The organism is Polyangium spumosum (genome assembly GCF_009649845.1).
Lineage (GTDB): Bacteria > Myxococcota_A > Polyangia > Polyangiales > Polyangiaceae > Polyangium > Polyangium spumosum.
Genome location: NZ_WJIE01000002.1, coordinates 63,239 through 80,178 on the forward strand (window position 1 = coordinate 63,239; position 16,940 = coordinate 80,178).

At 68.8% G+C, this 16,940-nt stretch carries 16 protein-coding genes; 7 read left to right on the top strand and 9 right to left on the bottom strand.

What is annotated here, in order from left to right:
• Positions 1 to 37 precede the first annotated feature (37 nt).
• A complete protein-coding gene (locus GF068_RS43380) occupies positions 38 to 1,309 on the bottom strand; it encodes a hypothetical protein (RefSeq protein WP_170319333.1) in 1,272 nt (423 codons plus the stop codon).
• A gap of 234 nt (positions 1,310 to 1,543) precedes the next feature.
• Here GF068_RS43380 and GF068_RS44850 point away from each other — a divergent pair, with 234 nt between their 5' ends.
• The 4 genes from GF068_RS44850 (at position 1,544) to GF068_RS06435 (ending at position 6,262) form a co-directional block, all read left to right on the top strand.
• Positions 1,544 to 2,710 (top strand): PAAR domain-containing protein, encoded by a 1,167-nt coding sequence (locus GF068_RS44850; protein WP_240806713.1) that lies wholly within the window; start codon positions 1,544 to 1,546, stop codon positions 2,708 to 2,710.
• Positions 2,711 to 2,718: 8 nt separating this feature from the next.
• A complete protein-coding gene (locus tag GF068_RS06425; RefSeq protein ID WP_153818454.1) occupies positions 2,719 to 3,306 on the top strand; it encodes a hypothetical protein in 588 nt (195 codons plus the stop codon).
• A gap of 8 nt (positions 3,307 to 3,314) precedes the next feature.
• Positions 3,315 to 5,288, top strand: a complete 1,974-nt coding sequence (locus GF068_RS06430; RefSeq protein WP_153818455.1) for a bifunctional serine/threonine-protein kinase/formylglycine-generating enzyme family protein — start codon at positions 3,315 to 3,317, stop codon at positions 5,286 to 5,288.
• Positions 5,289 to 5,353: 65 nt separating this feature from the next.
• Positions 5,354 to 6,262 (top strand): hypothetical protein, encoded by a 909-nt coding sequence (locus tag GF068_RS06435; RefSeq protein WP_153818456.1) that lies wholly within the window; start codon positions 5,354 to 5,356, stop codon positions 6,260 to 6,262.
• Between the two features lie 10 nt (positions 6,263 to 6,272).
• Here GF068_RS06435 and GF068_RS06440 read toward each other — a convergent pair whose 3' ends face one another.
• The 7 genes from GF068_RS06440 to GF068_RS06470 all read right to left on the bottom strand — a co-directional run bounded on the left by GF068_RS06440 (position 6,273) and on the right by GF068_RS06470 (position 13,850).
• Complete coding sequence (locus tag GF068_RS06440) at positions 6,273 to 6,677, bottom strand: hypothetical protein (RefSeq protein WP_153818457.1); 405 nt, start codon at positions 6,675 to 6,677, stop codon at positions 6,273 to 6,275.
• Between the two features lie 103 nt (positions 6,678 to 6,780).
• The gene (locus GF068_RS06445) at positions 6,781 to 7,860 is read right to left on the bottom strand and encodes a phosphotransferase family protein (protein WP_153818458.1); all 1,080 of its coding nucleotides are present in this window, start codon (positions 7,858 to 7,860) and stop codon (positions 6,781 to 6,783) included.
• A 57-nt stretch (positions 7,861 to 7,917) separates the two neighbouring features.
• Positions 7,918 to 8,574, bottom strand: coding sequence for a glutathione S-transferase family protein (locus GF068_RS06450; protein WP_153818459.1), 657 nt, complete (start codon positions 8,572 to 8,574; stop codon positions 7,918 to 7,920).
• 92 nt (positions 8,575 to 8,666) lie between these two features.
• Complete coding sequence (locus GF068_RS06455; protein WP_153818460.1) at positions 8,667 to 10,334, bottom strand: methyltransferase; 1,668 nt, start codon at positions 10,332 to 10,334, stop codon at positions 8,667 to 8,669.
• Positions 10,331 to 12,685, bottom strand: coding sequence for a glycosyltransferase (locus tag GF068_RS06460; RefSeq protein WP_153818461.1), 2,355 nt, complete (start codon positions 12,683 to 12,685; stop codon positions 10,331 to 10,333). The genes GF068_RS06455 and GF068_RS06460 overlap by 4 nt, the downstream gene beginning before the upstream one ends.
• Positions 12,682 to 13,584 carry an NAD-dependent epimerase/dehydratase family protein gene (locus tag GF068_RS06465; RefSeq protein ID WP_153818462.1) on the bottom strand — a complete coding sequence of 301 codons (903 nt, stop codon included), beginning with the start codon at positions 13,582 to 13,584 and terminating at the stop codon, positions 12,682 to 12,684. The genes GF068_RS06460 and GF068_RS06465 overlap by 4 nt, the downstream gene beginning before the upstream one ends.
• A 92-nt stretch (positions 13,585 to 13,676) precedes the next feature.
• Positions 13,677 to 13,850: a hypothetical protein gene (locus tag GF068_RS06470; protein WP_153818463.1), complete on the bottom strand. Its 174-nt coding sequence runs from the start codon at positions 13,848 to 13,850 to the stop codon at positions 13,677 to 13,679.
• Between the two features lie 276 nt (positions 13,851 to 14,126).
• Between GF068_RS06470 and GF068_RS06475 the strand changes: the two genes are divergently transcribed.
• The 3 genes from GF068_RS06475 (at position 14,127) to GF068_RS06485 (ending at position 16,434) form a co-directional block, all read left to right on the top strand.
• The gene (locus tag GF068_RS06475) at positions 14,127 to 15,116 is read left to right on the top strand and encodes a carbohydrate kinase family protein (RefSeq protein WP_170319334.1); all 990 of its coding nucleotides are present in this window, start codon (positions 14,127 to 14,129) and stop codon (positions 15,114 to 15,116) included.
• Positions 15,113 to 15,964, top strand: a complete 852-nt coding sequence (locus GF068_RS06480; RefSeq protein WP_153818465.1) for a BtpA family protein — start codon at positions 15,113 to 15,115, stop codon at positions 15,962 to 15,964. The genes GF068_RS06475 and GF068_RS06480 overlap by 4 nt, the downstream gene beginning before the upstream one ends.
• A gap of 92 nt (positions 15,965 to 16,056) precedes the next feature.
• Positions 16,057 to 16,434, top strand: a complete 378-nt coding sequence (locus GF068_RS06485) for a sensory rhodopsin transducer (RefSeq protein WP_153818466.1) — start codon at positions 16,057 to 16,059, stop codon at positions 16,432 to 16,434.
• 8 nt (positions 16,435 to 16,442) lie between these two features.
• Here GF068_RS06485 and GF068_RS06490 read toward each other — a convergent pair whose 3' ends face one another.
• Positions 16,443 to 16,886, bottom strand: coding sequence for a hypothetical protein (locus GF068_RS06490; RefSeq protein ID WP_153818467.1), 444 nt, complete (start codon positions 16,884 to 16,886; stop codon positions 16,443 to 16,445).
• Between the last annotated feature and the right edge of the window lie 54 nt (positions 16,887 to 16,940).

Genomic DNA, 16,940 nt, shown 5'->3' on the forward strand with positions numbered 1-16,940 from the left:
CGCAGGCGAGCGGCGCCGCCCCTCCTTGCCGCTTCGCTCAGCGCATGGCGTGATGCTCGAAGACGTTCGAGATGTCGTCCGGGTCCGGCGCGATGTTCTTCACGTCCCCCGTGGTGATGTCGATCGTGACATAACCGAGGTTGGTGAATACGTAGTACTCGTTCTTCCCCGGGTCGATGCCTCCGCGAGCGTTGTGCGACGTGACGGTCGGGATGGCCTTGATCGGGGTATAGGCGCCCGTCTGCATGTCCAGCGTCCCGAACGCGAATTCGAGGGTGTCGGGGTTGCGGAGGAGGCCATATATCGTGCCTGTGATCGGGTGGAGCTCGTGGGCCGACACGTCGTCCACGTCCGGCGCGACGTGGGTGATGAGGCCCGTGCTCACGTCGATCGTCAGCCAGCCGAGGTTCGTCCTCAAATAGAAGCTCTTGCCGGTCGGATCGATCCCGGGCGCGTCCGAGAGGAGCTGCACGCCGGGGAGCGTGTTGATGCTGGAAAAGACCCCGGTCGCAGGATCGAGGGTGCCGAAATGCTCCTCGGAGGCCGCGGCGTCCCACCGCACGCCATAAAGGACCCCTGTGATGGGGTGGGCACGCACCGTGTAGCTCTCCCACGCGGGGGAGACATCAACGACGCCGCCGGTTTTCACGTCAATCGCGAGCTGGCCGACGTTCGTCTGGACGTAGAATCGACCGTTCACGGAGTCGAGCACCATCGGGTCACCGACGGACAGGACACCGGGGAGGATGCTCATCGGCTGAAGTTTGCCCGTGGAGGGCATGAAGACGCCGAAGCGCTCCTCCATCTGGACCTGGTCGTAATGCACGCTGTACAGCGTCGTCGTCAGCGACCCGCCCCCCGAGCCGCCCGAGCCGCCGCCGCCGCCTTGACCGCCGCCGCCGCCTTGACCGCCGCCGCCGCCTTGACCGCCAATGCCGCCCTGACCGCCGCCGCCGCCTTGACCGCCAATGCCGCCCTGCCCGCCAATGCCGCCCTGACCGCCAATGCCGCCCTGACCGCCAACGCCGCCTTGACCGCCGCCGCCGCCTTGACCGCCGCCGCCGCCTTGACCGCCGCCAATGCCGCCCTGCCCGCCGGTCGCGTCCCCACCACCGGTGGCCATGCCGCCGACGCCCCCGGCGCCGCCCATTCCCATGCCGCCCGCGCCGCCTTGACCGCCGCCGCCGCTCGATGCCGTCCCCCCACCGCTGGACGTGCCGGCCGTCCCAGCTCCTTGACCGCCATTGCCGCCGCCGCCGTCGCACCCCACGAGCGCCAGCAGCACACCAAGTATCAAATGACCGCGCATTGAAGCTTTCATCGGGGCGCCACGCTAGAGAGGGTCCAGCGCGCCTGTCAACCAAACAAGGCAGGCCCACCGAGGAGGAGCACGAGATCGACTCCGGGAGCCGGCTGCCGTCGGATGGCCCCGCCGCGCGCGTCGACGAGGGATCAGCACCACGCGTACAACCTCGCGAAACCATTCGTTTCGTTTTTGCTGCGTCCCCACCCCCACCTCTGATACCCTCGCGGCCGAGGGCCCATGACCCAGCTTGCCGCACGTGTTGGTGATGCGCATACCTGCCCGGCTCATGTCGGGGGGCCGGTGCTCCCGCCGGGGTGTCCCACGGTCGTCATCGGAGGGCGGTCCGCGGCGCGGATCGATGACCTCTGCCAGTGCGAGGGGCCAACCGACATGATCAAGACGGGCGCGCCCACCGTGCTCATCGGGGGCAAACCCGCGGCGCGCTTCGGGGACCTGACGCGGCACGCGGGCGTCATCGCCCAGGGCTGCCCCACGGTCCTCATCGGGCCCCTCGCGCCCGGCGACGCCGTCGCCGCGCTCTTCACCGACGAATACCTGTCCACGCTCGTCGGCATGGAATGGCAAGGGGCGGACTCCGAGCAATTGCGCGAGGCGATGAATACGCTCTGGGAGCATCGCCACGACCCGAACCACCCCGACGTCCAGGCGGCGCTCCAGCAGATCGCCGACGCCCGCGGCAAGCCACTCGAGGAGATCCAGCAGGACTGGCAGCGGTATCAGGCCGCGCTCGCCGAGCAGGAGCGGATCGCCGCCGAGAAGGGGATGGAGCCGCCGCCCGGGATCAATGGCTGGCTGCACGGCGATCACATGGGGAGCACGTCCCAGCTCCGGTATGGCCAGGTCGCCGGGGACGCGCTGGGCATGGATCCCGTGTTCGGCGCGCTCCTCAATCCGACGGGCGGGCTCGTCGGTCCGGGCAATGCCGCGGTCGACGGCAACGACTCGGCGATCGGATACCACGGCGCCGTGCACGACGCCGGCGGGTACCTCTACAATTACCACGACCAGGGCCCCGGATACGATTACCTCGGGCTGGAGGGTCGCGACACGTCGGACCCGCTCTCCGGGCAACGCTCGGGTATCTCGTACTGGCGCGACAAGCTGCCGGATCGCGGCGGCGGGACGAGGTTCACCGACGCGGCGGGCGACGTGGTCATGGACGGCGTCGTCGGCGGGATCGACGGGGTGTCGAACGCCTGGGACGCCACGACCGAGGCGGTCGGGAACGCCTGGAACAGCACCACCGAGGCGGTCGGGAACGCCTGGGACAGCACCACCGAGGCGGTCGGGAATGCCTGGGACAGCACCACCGAGACGGTCGGTAATGCCTACGAGGGCGCCAAGGATTGGGTCTCGGACGGCTGGAACAGCCTGTGGGATTAGGGCGAACGATGAAATCTTTCAAGCTCGAGATCGAGGAGCTCGCGGCCCTCGTCGGCTTCTTGAACGCGAAGAAGCTCGTGGGCCTCGACCCGTCGCTGTTCCGCGTCTTCTCGGAGGAGAACGTCCCGCGCCTCCGGGAGAAGCTGCACCAGCACGGCTGGCTCACGCCGGCCGAGCGGCCGGGGACCTGGCATTTCGACGAGGACCTGATGCAGGCGCTCGCCGTCGCCGTCGCGCCCCAGCTCGCCGTGCTCGCGCGCTCCGAGGCGCAGTCGAAATCGATCGTGTTTTACCTGGCCGACGAGGAGATCACCGAGATCGTGATCGGGGAGGCGCACGCCGTCGTGGCGCGTATCGGACATTTTGATGAGATGGTCGCCCAGGTGATGCTGTTCCTGAAGGACGCGTGGCCCGGAGAGATCGCGATCGCCCGCGTGAAGGGTGATTCCTTCGACGCGGGGCGGCGCGCGCTCGTGGGCGCGGGCGGGACGTTGACGACGAAGACGCCGGGGCTCCTGCCCGGAGATACGTGGAGCGCCGAGAACATCGCGGCGTTCCTCCGAAACGCGAAGGCCGAGCTTCGCCCCACGAAATAACAGGCCCGATGGCGTCCGCCGCTCCTGCCGATCCTTTCGCCTGGGTGGGCCAGACCATCGACGGCAAATTCCACGTCGAGGCGGTCGTCGGCGAGGGGGGGTTTGGCGTCGTCTACCGCGCATTGCACCTCGGGCTCGGCGAGCCGGTCGCGGTGAAATGCCTCAAGATCCCCCCGTCCCTCGAACCCGAGGAGCGAGAGCGTTTCCACCAGAGCTTCCTCGAAGAGGGGCGCCTGCTCCGCAAGCTGTCGCGCGCGACGCCCGCCGTCGTCCAGGCCCTCGACGTCGGCGCCGCCGTGGCCCCGAGCGGCGTGTGGGCGCCTTACCTCGTGCTCGAATGGCTACGCGGCGAGACGCTCGAGGCGTTCCTCGCGCGAAGGACGCAGGAAAAAAGGGGCGGCATGCCCCTCGCCGAGGCATTCGTGCTGCTCGAGCCCGCCGCGCTCGCGCTCGCCGCGGCGCACGACGAGGGAATCGCGCACCGGGACATCAAGCCGGCGAACCTGTTCCTGAGCGACACGTCGCCCCTCGTGGGGGGCGCCTCCGCCCACACGCCCGCGATGAAGGTGCTCGATTTCGGGATCGCCAAGGTGATCGCCGACAATGCGTCGATCACCCGCGCCATGGAGGAGACGGGGAACACGCCGTCCATGTTCACGCCGTTTTATGGCGCGCCCGAGCAGTTCAATCGCCGGTTCGGCGCGACCGGGCCCTGGACCGACGTGTATGCGCTCGCGCTCGTGCTGGTCGAGCTCTGCTCGGGCAAGAGCGCGCTCGTCGGGGACGACGTGACGCAGCTCTACATCGCCACGACCGATCCATCCATCCGGCCCACGCCACGCGCCCACGGCGTGCGCACGAGCGACGCCGTGGAGCGTGTCTTCCAGAAGGCGCTCGCGATCGAGCCGCGCGGCCGTTACACGTCGGCGCGCCTGTTCTGGGAGGCGCTGCGCGAGGCATTGCCCGCGCCCATCGAGCCCGACGCGCCCGGCGAGAGCGTCGCCGAGGGGAACGGCCGAGAGATACGGGATCCGCAGACGACGTCACCGCAAATTGCGGAAGGTCGCGCGAGCAAACCGGCCTCGTCGCGGCGCACGCTTTTTGCTGCGACCTTTGCCTTCACGTTCGTCGGGCTCGCCGTCGCGGCGTCGGTCGTCATCAAGCAACGAGCCGCGATCGAGCCCGTCCCGGCGGTGCTGCGCATGGGCCCCGAATTGGGGCACGTCGAGCTGCCGAGCGCGCCGCCGGAGATGGTGCTCGTGCCCGCGGGCAGCTTCACGATGGGGCACGCGAAGGAAGGGAAGACCGAGAAGCCACCACACACGGTGACGATCTCGAAGGCGTTTTACCTCGACCGCGCCGAGGTCACGGCGGAAGAGTACAAGCGCTGCGTGGCCGCCGGGAAATGCACGAAGAGCGGGGTGCACGGGCCCGGCGTGAACGGGGCCGAGGCCACGAAATTCGCGTCCTTCTGCGCGGAGCAGGACCCCACGAAGGCGCGCCACCCCATCAATTGCATCGACCACGGGCAGGCGGCGTCGCTCTGCGCGTTCCTCGGCAAACGATTGCCCACCGAGGCCGAATGGGAATACGCCGCGCGGGGCAAGGACGCCCGCCTCTATCCCTGGGGCGAGGAGCCCGCGTCCTGCACGATGGGCAATTTCGCGCGCAAGGCCGGCCAGTGCCAGGGCCGGGCGAGGGGCACGATGCCCGTGGGCTCGTTCCCCGATCACGCGAGCCCCTTCGGCGCGCTCGACATGGCCGGCAATGTCTGGGAGTGGGTCGCGGACACGTTCGATCCGAGCGCCTACACGAAGGCGGAGCGCAAGGACCCGCTCGTCACCACGGGCGCGAAGGGCGTGATCCGGGGCGGCTCCTGGGATTTCGCGCCGAGCGCGGCCAAGGCGACGACCCGCTACGCATTCGACCGCGAGTCGGGCCACGTCAGCACGGGCGTGCGCTGCGCGAAAAACGCGGATTGAGCCGCCCGATGAACGGCCTCACCAACTTCTGGAGTTCTGGACGGCATCGTGGTAGGGCAGCCTGCATGCGATCGAGCATATTAGGGTTCGTCGTCGGCGCCGCGCTCCTCCTCGGAGCGATCCCCGAGGCGTCGGCAGACAGCGGCAAGTCATCGGTTCCGGACATCGTCATCCTGAAAAACGGCGGGATGTTGCGCGGGACCATCGTCGAAAAAGATCCGGAAGGGTCCGTCACCATCCTGCTGCCATCCGGGAAAAGCCGCACGGTGGACATGGGCGAGGTCACGTACGCCGGGGCCGAGTCCGCGAGGCCAAAGGCAGACGAGGACGAGGACGAGGACGAGGCTCCGGCGCGCGGGGGCCGCGACGGCAAGACCAAACCTTTCATCACCGTCAAGGCCGGCGAAGCGGCGCTCAAGCTCGAATCGAACGAGCCGAACGCGACGTACCACGTCCGCACGGGCTCGGCGTACGTCATCGGGACGCGTGGCTCAGCGGTCGGGCAGTCGTTCACGGAGATCTGCACGGCCCCGTGCGAGGCGAGCTTGCCGGTGGGCACGCATTACCTCGCCCTCTCCAAGCAAGGCGGCGTGCCGGTCCTCAGCCCGGATCCGGTGCGCCTCGACGGCCCCTCGCGTGTCGTCGGGTCGTACACGTCGAACGCGGGTACACGAATGGCCGGGCTCGGGGTGCTCGTCGGCGGCATCCTCGTGGGGGGTGCGGTCATGATGGTGCCCATCTTCACGCGTGAGCCCGGCGAGAGCTTCAGCGCCGCGCCGATCGTCATCGGAAGCATTCTGGTGCTCGGCGGGAGCTTGGCCGGAACGCTCCTCATGTTCCGAAGCGACGACGTGAAATTCGAGATCACGCCGCTCCAGGAGGCCCGCGGCGGCCCCGCGGCGCCGCACGCGACGATGGCTGCGCTCCCCACGCGGGGCTTGACGACCGGCGCAGGGCTACGCGTTTCTTTTTAGCAGGCGCGCGTCAGGGCGGAGGCTCCGCGGGGGGCAACCCCACGCGGAGCATGGCCTTGTTCGGCACGGTCTCCACGAGGCCGACCCACAGGCCCGACGCCTGCTGATAACACACCTTCCCGCCCGGCAACTCGCGGCCCAGGCGCACGTCTTTCGTCTCGCTCCCGCGGCGCACCGAGACCAGGGCCATGGCGAGGTTCCGGTCCGCCGCGATGGGCGTGTATTTCACCTGCTTGACCGTGACCTCGACGCCCTCTTCGAAGGCGAGCGTTTTGTTCACCTCGGCAGCCACGCCCGCGAGCGGCGCCTTGCCCGGGGCCGTCGCGGGGCCGAGCCAGCGCACGTTCTGCACCACGGGCGGCTGCGGGCCCTCGCATTCCATCGACGCCTGCGTGGGCGTCTCCGGGCCGTCCACGACCGCGCCCGAAGACGAGGCCGATGGCCCACATCCGAGGAGACACACACCGAACGTAGCCGCGAAAAACCCCCGCATCATGTTCCTCCGTGCTCCCATGTGATCAGCCCGGGCGAACCCCGGCGATGTTGCATCCGAGATCCGCCAGCGCGAAGACCGCGGCCCCGAACGCGCTCGCGCTGTCCGAGCTCGCGTTGCCTTGCAAGCTGCGCTTGTAGACGCCCTGCGCGATCGCCGCCAGGCGGAAAATGCCGAACGCCATGAAATAGGGCCAGTCGTCGATGGCGCCGCGGCCCGTGAGCTTGCAATACGCCTCGACCATGCCCTGCTCGTCCGGGATGCCGAGCGCCGCGAAATCCGCGCCGACGAGGCTGCCACGCCCAGGCAAAGCGAGGTGATACCCCATGCAGAGATACGCGAGGTCACTCACCGGGTGCCCGAGCGTGGAGAGCTCCCAGTCGATGATCGCGAGGGCGCGCGGCTCGTCCGCCGCGAAGATGACGTTGTCGATGCGGTAATCACCGTGCACGAGCGTGGTCTCGTCGTGCCGGGGGGTATTTCTGCCGAGGAACGCCATGAGCGCCTCCATCGCGGGCACGTCGCCAGTGCGGGAGGCCTCGTACTGGCGCGACCAGCGCTGGACCTGGCGCGGGATGAAGCCGCCGACCTTGCCATAATCGCCGAGGCCCGCGGCCACGTAATCGACGCGATGGAGCGCGGCGAGGGCGCGGACGAGGTCGTCGTAGAGGGCCCGGCGTTCGTCCGGGCCGCTCGTGCCGGGGAGCTGGGGGTCCCAGAAGATCCTGCCCGGGACGTGGCGCATCACGAAAAACGGCGTGCCGATGACGGCCGGATCCTCGCAGAGCGCGAGGGTCTCGGGCACGGGCACGTCGGAGCCGGCGAGCGCGCGCATGACCCGGTATTCACGCTCGACCGCGTGCGCCGAAGGCAAGAGCTCGCCCGGCGGCTTCTTGCGCAGGACGAGCTCGAGCTCGCCCTCCGGCCCCGAAAAGCCGACCCAGTACGTCGGGTTCGACTGGCCGCCCTGGAACTGGAGCGCGGTGACGGCGCCGCCGCCCCGACAAGCCTCGACGTTCGCCGCGAGCCAGCGCGCGAGCGAGGCTTCGTCGATGCGGTGGGCTTCACGCGGAGGGCGGGCGCTCTTCGGCGGCACGAGGGGCATGGCGAGGGCGCTTATAACAAAAGGCCCCCGCCGCCGTCGATTGGAAAGAAACGGACCCTAGCTGCGGCTCCCGCCGGCCATCGCCTTCTGGAACGCCTCGCGGCTCTCCGCGAGGACACGCGCGAAGTGCGGGCGCTGGTTGATCATCTCGACGTACGTCGCGACCTGGGGCACGTCGGCGAACACGTCCGCGCCGAACACGCGGCGGGTGGCGAGCGAGATGAGCGGGACGTGCACCGCAGCCGCGCAGTCGGCGACCGTGAGCTCGGCGCCGGCGATGAACGGATCGAACTTCGCGAGCGTCTGGAGGGCCCGGATGCCCTTGGCGAGATCGGCCTGGATCGTGGCCTTCTCTTCGTTCGAGAGGGAGCCGCCCATGAACGCGGCGCGGTACGTGCGCCGCGCGACGAGCTCGACGTTGAGCTCGAAGACCTGGATGAGCTCGCGGACCTTGGCGCGGGCGAACGGGTCGCGCGGATAAAGCGGGCTCTCCGGATACGCGTCTTCGAGGTATTCACAGATCACCTGCGACTCGCAGAGCACGCCGTGCGGCGTCTCGAGGAAGGGCGCGCGGCCCATGGGGGTACGCGCCAAAAACGCGGGATCCTGGGAGGGCCAGCAGGTCGGGTCCTCCTCGTGGGGGATGCCCTTTTCGAGGAGGACGAGGCGGACCTTGTTGTGGTAGTTGCTGATGCGAAAACCGCAGAGTTTCATGCGCGAACGTCCCCTTCCGGGTTGGTGGGCCGAGAGCCGCGGTGGGTATGATGGATCGGGTGGGGGAGCGTGGGAAGGGGCGACGGAGGCCCTCACGCGGGGACGGCGACGAGGACACGCGGGAGCGACGGCGTCGTTCTCTCCTGCACGAGCCGGAGCCCCGCGGCGTCGAGGATTCGCTCGAAATCTCGGCGCGTCCGCTCGCGCCCTCCCGTGACTGCGAGCAGGTGGAGATCACAGAGCCCGCCGCCGTGCCCGTCCTCGTCGAGCACCATCTCGACGATGGCAATACGGCCCCCCGGCTTCAAGGCATTCCTCGCGTGAATGAGGAGGCGGATCGCGTGGACGTCGTCCCAGTCGTGGAGGACCCGGGCGAGGACGATGAGGTCGGCCGAGACCGGCCACGGATCAAAGAGGTTCGTTTCGACGAACGCCAGGTGAGGCGGCGGCTCGATGGCAGCGGCCGGGACGCCGGGAAGATCGAGCACGACGACCCGGCTCGAGGGGTGCTTTGCAACGATGAAGGAGGCGAGCGCGCCCGTGCCTCCACCTGCGTCGACGACGACGTCCCCCGCTCGAATGGGCAGATGGTCGACGAGAGGCTCGTAATCGTGGCGGGCGTAGCTCTCCAGCATGCGGTGATGCGCGCGGCACCGCTCCGGTGAGCTCGAGACCTCCCGGAAGATGTCGTCGGGCCGAAACACCTCGGCGCGTAATGCCGTCTCCAGGGAGGTCCAGCGCTGGCGAAGCGGGCCGGCGTATTCGAGCGCCGCGCCGGCGAGCGTGAGCGGGTGGTCGGCACGGAGAAACGTGCCTTGGGGCGTGGAAGCCCAGGTTCCGTCGTCTCGCCGCGTGACCACGCCGAGCTCCGCGAGGGCCCGGAGCAGGCGTCGGGTCTTGTCGAGGGGCATCCTGCAGCGCTCCGCGACAAACCCCTCCGCCCCGGGCAAGACGTCGAACACCCCGAGCGACACCGCAGCGGCGAGCGTATCCGTCCTCCAGTGCCCGACGAGGTCCGCGGACAGCGCTGCAAGCTCGCTCGTGCGGGCGGGCCGCAGCTCCACGATAGGATCTCCTCGCTCGTCGATGACCTCGAGCCCGCCGTCGTGCCGCTCGACGCGCGCCTGGCCATTGTAGAAGGGCTCCACCGCCGCGAATCGGCGCGTGTAGATGGCGCGCCCCTGCCGATCCACGTGCATCCACCCGGCCCCATCCCGCGCGCGGGCAAACCCCTTGTGGAACACGTCGAGGTCCACGAACCAGCGGCCATGCAGGAGGGTGCCATCGGCACGGACATGCGACGAGCGCCCATCGTCGGCCTGGACCACGGCCGACCCTTCCCGAAAATCGCCAGCGTAACGCCACAGAGTCGTCGAAATGAGGCGGCCGTCCGGATCGAGGTGGCCGTAGCGCCCGCGCATGTCGCGGAAGGCGGAACGACCCTGCTGGTAGTTGCCGCACCACGCGTATCGCTCGGGATAAAGGTCGGTCCCGTCCGGCAAGACGTGGCGCCACCCATCGCTCCCGCGCACGGCGGCTCGCCCCTCGTAAAACCCGAACGTCCGCTCGAAGCGCCGGCCATAAGCCGGCCTCCCACGCACGTCGACGTGAAAGGCCTCGCCATCACGACGCACGGGCGCGAGCCCCGGCGCATGGAACGCCAGGACCTCGTCGAACCGCGCGTCGTACAGGGGCTCACCGGCGACGACGTGATGTGTCCCGTCCTCGGCCACGCGAATTCGTTGCCATTCCGTCGTCATCGAGGCGCTCCCACGGGCTTGCGCATGTTGCAGCCGAGGCAAAGGCCCCGCGTACGATAGGTCGCGACGAGGCGCCGGTACGCGGCTCCATTCCAGATCTCCATCAACCCTCGGTGGTCGAGCGACCCGAACTCGCCGAGCGTACGCCGCTGCGCGTCCGGGGCGCAGCATGGGTCGAACCGGCCCTCCGCGCTCACCCACGCCTCCTGCCCCAGGAAGGGACAGGGCCCACCGGGCGCGAGGTCCTCGGGCGCAGATTCGGAGAGGAGGAAAATGTTCTCGAGCAGGAGGTGCTTGCCGCTCGGCAACGTCTTTGCGGACGCCACGGCGCGCGCCTCGAGCACGGCGGCATTCCAGCGTCGGATCGCCTCGGGGCTCCGCCGCATCGAGAGTCCCTCGATCTCCGGAAAATGCGCCCAGAGGTGGTGACCCTTCACGCGATCCACGCCGAGCTCGATCGCGAGCCGCACGATATCGGCGAGCTCGTCGACGTTCGTCTCCAGGAACGTGAGCTGGAACGTGACGCGGCACCGATCGGTCGGGTTCGTCTGGGCGTGTGTATCCCGCACCTCGATGAACGTGCGCACGTCGCCGAGCATCTTCTCCCAGCGAGCGCCGATCATGACGCGCTCCTGCGTGGCCTTGGTGGCGCCGTTCCACGAGATCTTGACGTCCGACGTCACGGGCACGATCCGCTCCGCCCAGGCGCGGGCGCCGAGGCGCGGGAACGTACCGTTCGTGGTGAGGTTCATCTTCACGCCGTACGTCCGGCACAAGTCGATGATGTCCTCGAAATGCTCGTAAAGGAGCGGCTCTCCCATCGTCGAGGGGATGATCTCGCGCAAGCCTCGCCCCGCGGCCTCTTCGACGACCTTGCGCAGGAGCTCGATCGGCATGACCCGGCGGGGCTTGCGGAGGAGCCGCCGTTTCTCCTGCTGCTGGCTGTGCGGCGAGTGCTCCTCGCACATCACGCATTGCAGGTTGCAGGTATCCGGGTTCGTGTCGAAGGTGATGCGCCACGGGCCCGCGAGCGGATCGAGCCGGGCCGTGTCCCTGCGCCCGAGGGCCTGCTCGTAAATGCCCTCGACAGCGCGGACGTGGGAGTCGATGTCCGGGACGCGGCCTATCGAATCTTGCACGTACCCCCGGCTGCCGAGGCGCCGCGCGAGGTCGGGCTCGTCCACGAAGCGCTGCATCTGCCTCGCGAGCGCCGCAGGGTCCCGATGCGTGAACAGGAGGCCATTGACCTCGTGATGGACGTACTCGGCCATTCCTCCGACGTCCGCCGTGATCACCGGGACACCCGCCGCGAGCGCCTCGTGGATGACGAGCGGCGAATTCTCCACCCACACGCTCGGCACGACGATGGCGTCGACACGATCGAAGACGTCGCGCACCATGTCCTGGTTGCGATATTCGGGGAGCCATTCGATGCGGTCCGGCGCGTCGCCGGGCAGGCTCCTGCCGAGCTCCCGCAGCGCGTCCGTGTCCTGCCCCCGAGGTCGCCCCCAGATCCGGAGGCGCGCATCACCACGAACGGCGCCGAATGCGTCAATCAAATGGTGGATCCCCTTCGCCGGGATGTGGGTCCCGATGTACCCGAAGGTGAACGGCTCGCCATCTTCTCGATGACGTCCGCCGAGCCGCCCGAGGTCGAACCCGTAATCGAGGTACGTGAGCTTTCGCGAGGGGATCCCGAAGTGATCACGATATCGATCATGGAGGTACCGCGAGGGCGCGACGAAGACGTCCACGAGCTCGACCATTTCACGCACGTGACGCATGCGCCGCGACACCCAGCCCGTCCAGTAGGTGACGTCCTCGGCGCGCTCGTCCGGCGCGCCGGAGAAGTACCGCGCGTAGCAGCGCTCGGCGCATTTCCGGTCCTCCTGCCCGTCGCAGGCGGCCCAGAGGTTTCGTGGATCCTCGGGGTGCATTTGCATGAACTGGCCACGCGGGCACATGAGCCAGTAGTCGTGCAGCGTGTACACGATGGGGATCTGCCGCGTGGCCGGCACGACGAGGAGCGAGGTCGAGAGGTGATTGAGGTGGCCGACGTGGACCACGTCGGGGCGGATTTCGTCGCACAGCTCGGCGAACCGCTGATCCACCTCGACGTGCCTGTAACGATCGCGGCTCCGCGGCACGTTGACGACGTGCAGGTCGACGCGCGGATCGGCGGCGTCTCGCTCGCGCCTGAGCGCGAAATCGGGCGCGAACGAGTCCTCTTCGCGCGTGAAGACGTGCACCTCGTGGCGCTCGGCGAGCGCGTGACAGAGGGTCTGCGTGTAGACCTCCGAGCCGGCGTTGTACCGCATCGGATAACCGTGAATGACCTGCACGATCCTCATGGCTCGCTCCCCTGTCGAACGTCGTTCATCATTCGCTCGATCCCCTCGCGGATCCCGATGTGCGGCGCCCAGCCGAGGAGCGCCGCTGCCCGTCCGGGGTCCCCGACGAACCTCTGCACGTCATACGTCCGCGGCGGGGCCTCGACGATGGACGCGGATGTCCCGGCCTGCTCGACGCAAAGCCGCGCGAGTTCCATGAGCGTCGTCGGGATGCCGGTGAGCAGATGGATGGGCGGCAGCTCGGCGCCCCGCGAGAGGAGCTCGATCATCGCCGCGAGGCCGAGCGTGGTGTCGTCGATGTGGGTGAAGTCGAAGGTATGGTCGGGGCCGTCCACGCGCAGCGGCCGTCCCGACAGCGCGCTGGACACGAAAGCGGGCACGACCCGATCGGCGTGATCGTTCGTCCCGCCATACACGTTGGACAGACGTACGACCGCGGTCGAGAGCCCGTCCTTTCGGGCGCCGAGGGTCCTCTCTTCGCCTTCCACCTTGGATCGACCATACACGTTGACGGGCGCGAGGGGCGCGTCTTCGCGCACGGGCAGCGCCGTAGGTTCGCCGTAGACTTCGCGGCTGCTCGCAAAGAGCACCCAGGGTTTGCGCGGACAATCACGGGCGACGTCGAGGAGGAGCTGCGTCCCGACGACGTTCGTGGACCAGCAGAGATCGGGGTTGTGTTCCGCGTGGATGACGCGGGAGACGGCGGCGAGGTGGACGACGCCGGCGCAGTCGCGCAGGGCGGCCTTCAAATCGGCGCGATTTCGCACGTCACCGCGGCCGCGCCCCTCGGGCGCGCGTAGATCGAGGGGGACGATATCGTGGCCCTTTCGCGCGAGGAGACGCGAAAGCGCCCGGCCGACGAGCCCTTCCGATCCCGTGATGAGGATTCGAACGGTCATGGTTTCTCCGGGCAAAAAGGGGCCGTGCCCCCGCCGCGCGCGAATGCGAGGTGCGGCGGGGGTACGGCCGGGTTATCGATAAACCGAACGGCCTATTTGGCCTTCGGTTTGCCCGGATCCGGAGCTTGGGCCTCACGCGCCTGACGCGCAGCCAGCTCGGCCTGCTCGCTCGTCAAACCACGTGATTGGTAGTACTCCGGCTGTTTCTCGTCCAACTGCCGAGAGTGGTTGTCCAGAGCGTGCTTCTCCATCGTCTTTCCTTTCATCTTGAGCTCCTATGTCGTTGCTCAGCCGTACGGACGTCTCGGAGACCCTGGAGCTGGGCGCACATCCCGCGATGTGCAGACGAGGTATTGCTGAGGGGTCGGTGGATGACTTCTCCAGCATCGGTACCATTCACCCGGTCCTACGACTCCGGTTGGCATGACCCACTGACATGAAGAGTGGTAGCGATGCACCCACAGAATTGCACCCAGCCAACGCCACCGTCAAGATCAAAGTTGCCTTTTCGGTGCACAGGCTCCGTAGTAGACTCCGCCCCGATGGTATTCCTCATCCTCGGCGACGCCAACGCCGACCTCAGCGGCACGCTCACGCGTTTCCCGCACGAGGGTGACGACGCGCCGATGACCTCCCTCGCCTTTTCGAGCGGCGGCTCGGGCGCGAACGTGGCTACGGCGCTCGCCAAGCTCGGCGCGCGCGCTCGGCTCGTCACCGCCGTCGGTCGAGATCCCGGGGCCGACGTCGCGCTCGAGGCCGCACGGCGAGCCGGCGTGGACCTCTCGTTCGTCCAGACGCACCCCACGCTCCCCACCGGGCACTGCTTCGTGGCCATTTCTCCCGGCGGCGAACGGACGTTCATGAGCTTTCGTGGCGCTAATGCCGCGCTCTCGTGCTCCGACGGTTCGGCCGTGTGGAAGGACGTGAAGCACCTGCACGTGGCCGGGCATGCGCTCCTCGAAGGTGCGCAGCGAGACGCGACGCTCGAGATGATGGAAGAGGCCAGCCGCCGCGCGATCCCCATTTCGCTCGATATTTGCCTGCCGCTCGTCCGCGCCTGGCCCGCGGAGGTCTTCGCGCTCGCCCCGCGGATTTTGGTGCTCTTCGGCAACAAACGCGAGCTCGGCGCGCTCGCTCCGCCGGGGCGCGAGGCCTGCGAGGCCGCCATCGCGGCGCTCGCCCTCGCCGGAGCGCCGCTCGTCGTGGGCAAGCTCGGCGCCGAGGGCGCCGTGGTGGCGGAAGGGTCCGGACGAACGTTTTTGCCTGCATGTCCCGCCGAGGTGCGGGATACGACGGGCGCCGGCGACGGGTTTGTTGCGGCATTTATCTATGCAATTCGCCGCGGCGCCTCGCCCGCCCATGCAGCCATGCTGGGCAACGCCGCGGGCGCGCTCGTCGTGAGCCGGCCCGGCGCGGCGGCCTCGCTGCCGGGGCGGGAGGAGCTCGCGCAGGCGCTCTCCGCGCAGGGCGCGTCCGAGCTCGCTTTTCAATTGTTCATGAAGGACACACCACACCTCGGGAGAGAGACATGACGCCTCCGTGGAAAGCGCGCCTCGACGCGCTCAAGCTCCAGGATCTCGGGGACCTCTTCGGCACGAAGAAGCCCGTCCTCGGGATGGTGCATTGCTGGCCGCTGCCCGGCGCGCCGGGATATTCGGGCTACGGGATGGACGTGATCCTCGAGAACGCGATCCGCGACGCCCGCGCGCTCGCGGAGGGCGGCGTGGACGGGCTCATCGTCGAGAACATGTGGGACATCCCTTTCCGCGCAGGGAGCCACGTCGCCCCCGAGAGCATCGCGGCGCACGCGGTCGTGGCGCGGGCCGTCGGGCAAACCGTGCCCTTGCCGCTCGGCATCAACCTGGTGCACAACGGCGGCGTCGCGCTGCTCGGCATCGCGATCGCCGCAGGCGCGAAGTTTGTCCGGGTATGCATGCTCGCGGGCGCGGGCGTCTGGGAGTCGGGCACGATCGACGAGGGGTGCGCGGCGGAGCTCTTGCGACGACGAAAGGATCTCGGCGCCGAGCACATCAAGCTCTTCGCCGACGTCGACAAGAAACATTCGGTGCGTTTCCCGGGGATCGATCTCGCGACGCACATCGAATGGACGCGCTTCTCGGGGGCCGACGCGCTCATCGTGTCGGGGAAAATGACGGGGGACGCGCCGGATCTCGCGAAGGTGCGGGAGGCCAAGGCGCTCGCCGGCGATTCGCCCGTGCTCATCGGCAGCGGCGCGACCGAGGAGAACGTCACCGCATTCCTCGGCGCGGCCGACGGGGTGATCGTGGGGTCGAGCATCAAAGAGGGCGGGCGCATCGAGGAGCCCGTCGACGTCGAGCGGGTGCGGAGGTTCGTCCGGGCCGCGCGGGCGGCGGGCTGACGAGCAAGCTCGAGCGAAGGGAACAGGCCCCGCGCGGCACGGGCTCTGCAGGCGAATCTCGCGGGCAAAAGCGCCCGGACGAGGGGGACGCGATGAGCAAGCCGGCAGGGTGCAAGCGGTGGTCGGTCGCGGAGGGGCATGTCGCGAAGCGGGCGGACGGCGCGGAGCCCGACGGCGCGAACGACGTGCTCTGGCTGCTCAATGCCTCCACGCACGAGGCGCACGTGGAGATCATGGTGTACTTCGAGCATCGCGCGCCAGCCGGGCCCTACCGCCTGACGCTCCTGCCCGAACGGAGCCGGCGCGTCCGCTGGCAGGACCTCGAGGGCCCGGAGCCCTTGCCGATCGGAACGGACTTCGCGAGCGTGATCGAGTCGGACGTGCCGATCGTCGTGCAATACACGCGCGTCGGCGCGGGCGGCGGGGGCGCGATGACGACGATCGCGCACTCCGAGCGCTGCGGCATGTGATCGGGGCGTCAGAACGGGGCGCAATTCGGATAGAGACGGTTCATCGAGGTGGCGCTGCATAACGCGATGATATCGGGCTGCGTGAGCCCGGTTTGTCGCGTGGCGCGCTCGTAACACTCGATCGGTGCCAGCGAGTCGGTGCAGCGGCAGAGCTCTATCGCCTGCACCGAGAGCACGAGCCCGGCCGTCGCCCGCTCGTAGCAGTCGATCGGCGCGTACGACATCGCGCCCAGGCACAGGCGATAGGCGTCGTGCTGCGTGAGCATCGTGCGGTCGAGCGCTTGCTCGTAGCAGCCGAGGGCGGGGTGAGGATCCTCGACCTGGACCGGCAAGAGCGCCACGTTCTGGAGACGGGCGCCCGCGGGTTCTCGTGAAACATCGGGCGCGTCGCGCTCGCAGGCGGCGAGCGAGGCGACGAGCGCAGCCCACAAAAAGGCTCTCCTCGTGCTCATGTCCGTCCACGCATGCAATGGTCGGGCGAGACCACGGGCGGAAGGCGCGCAGAC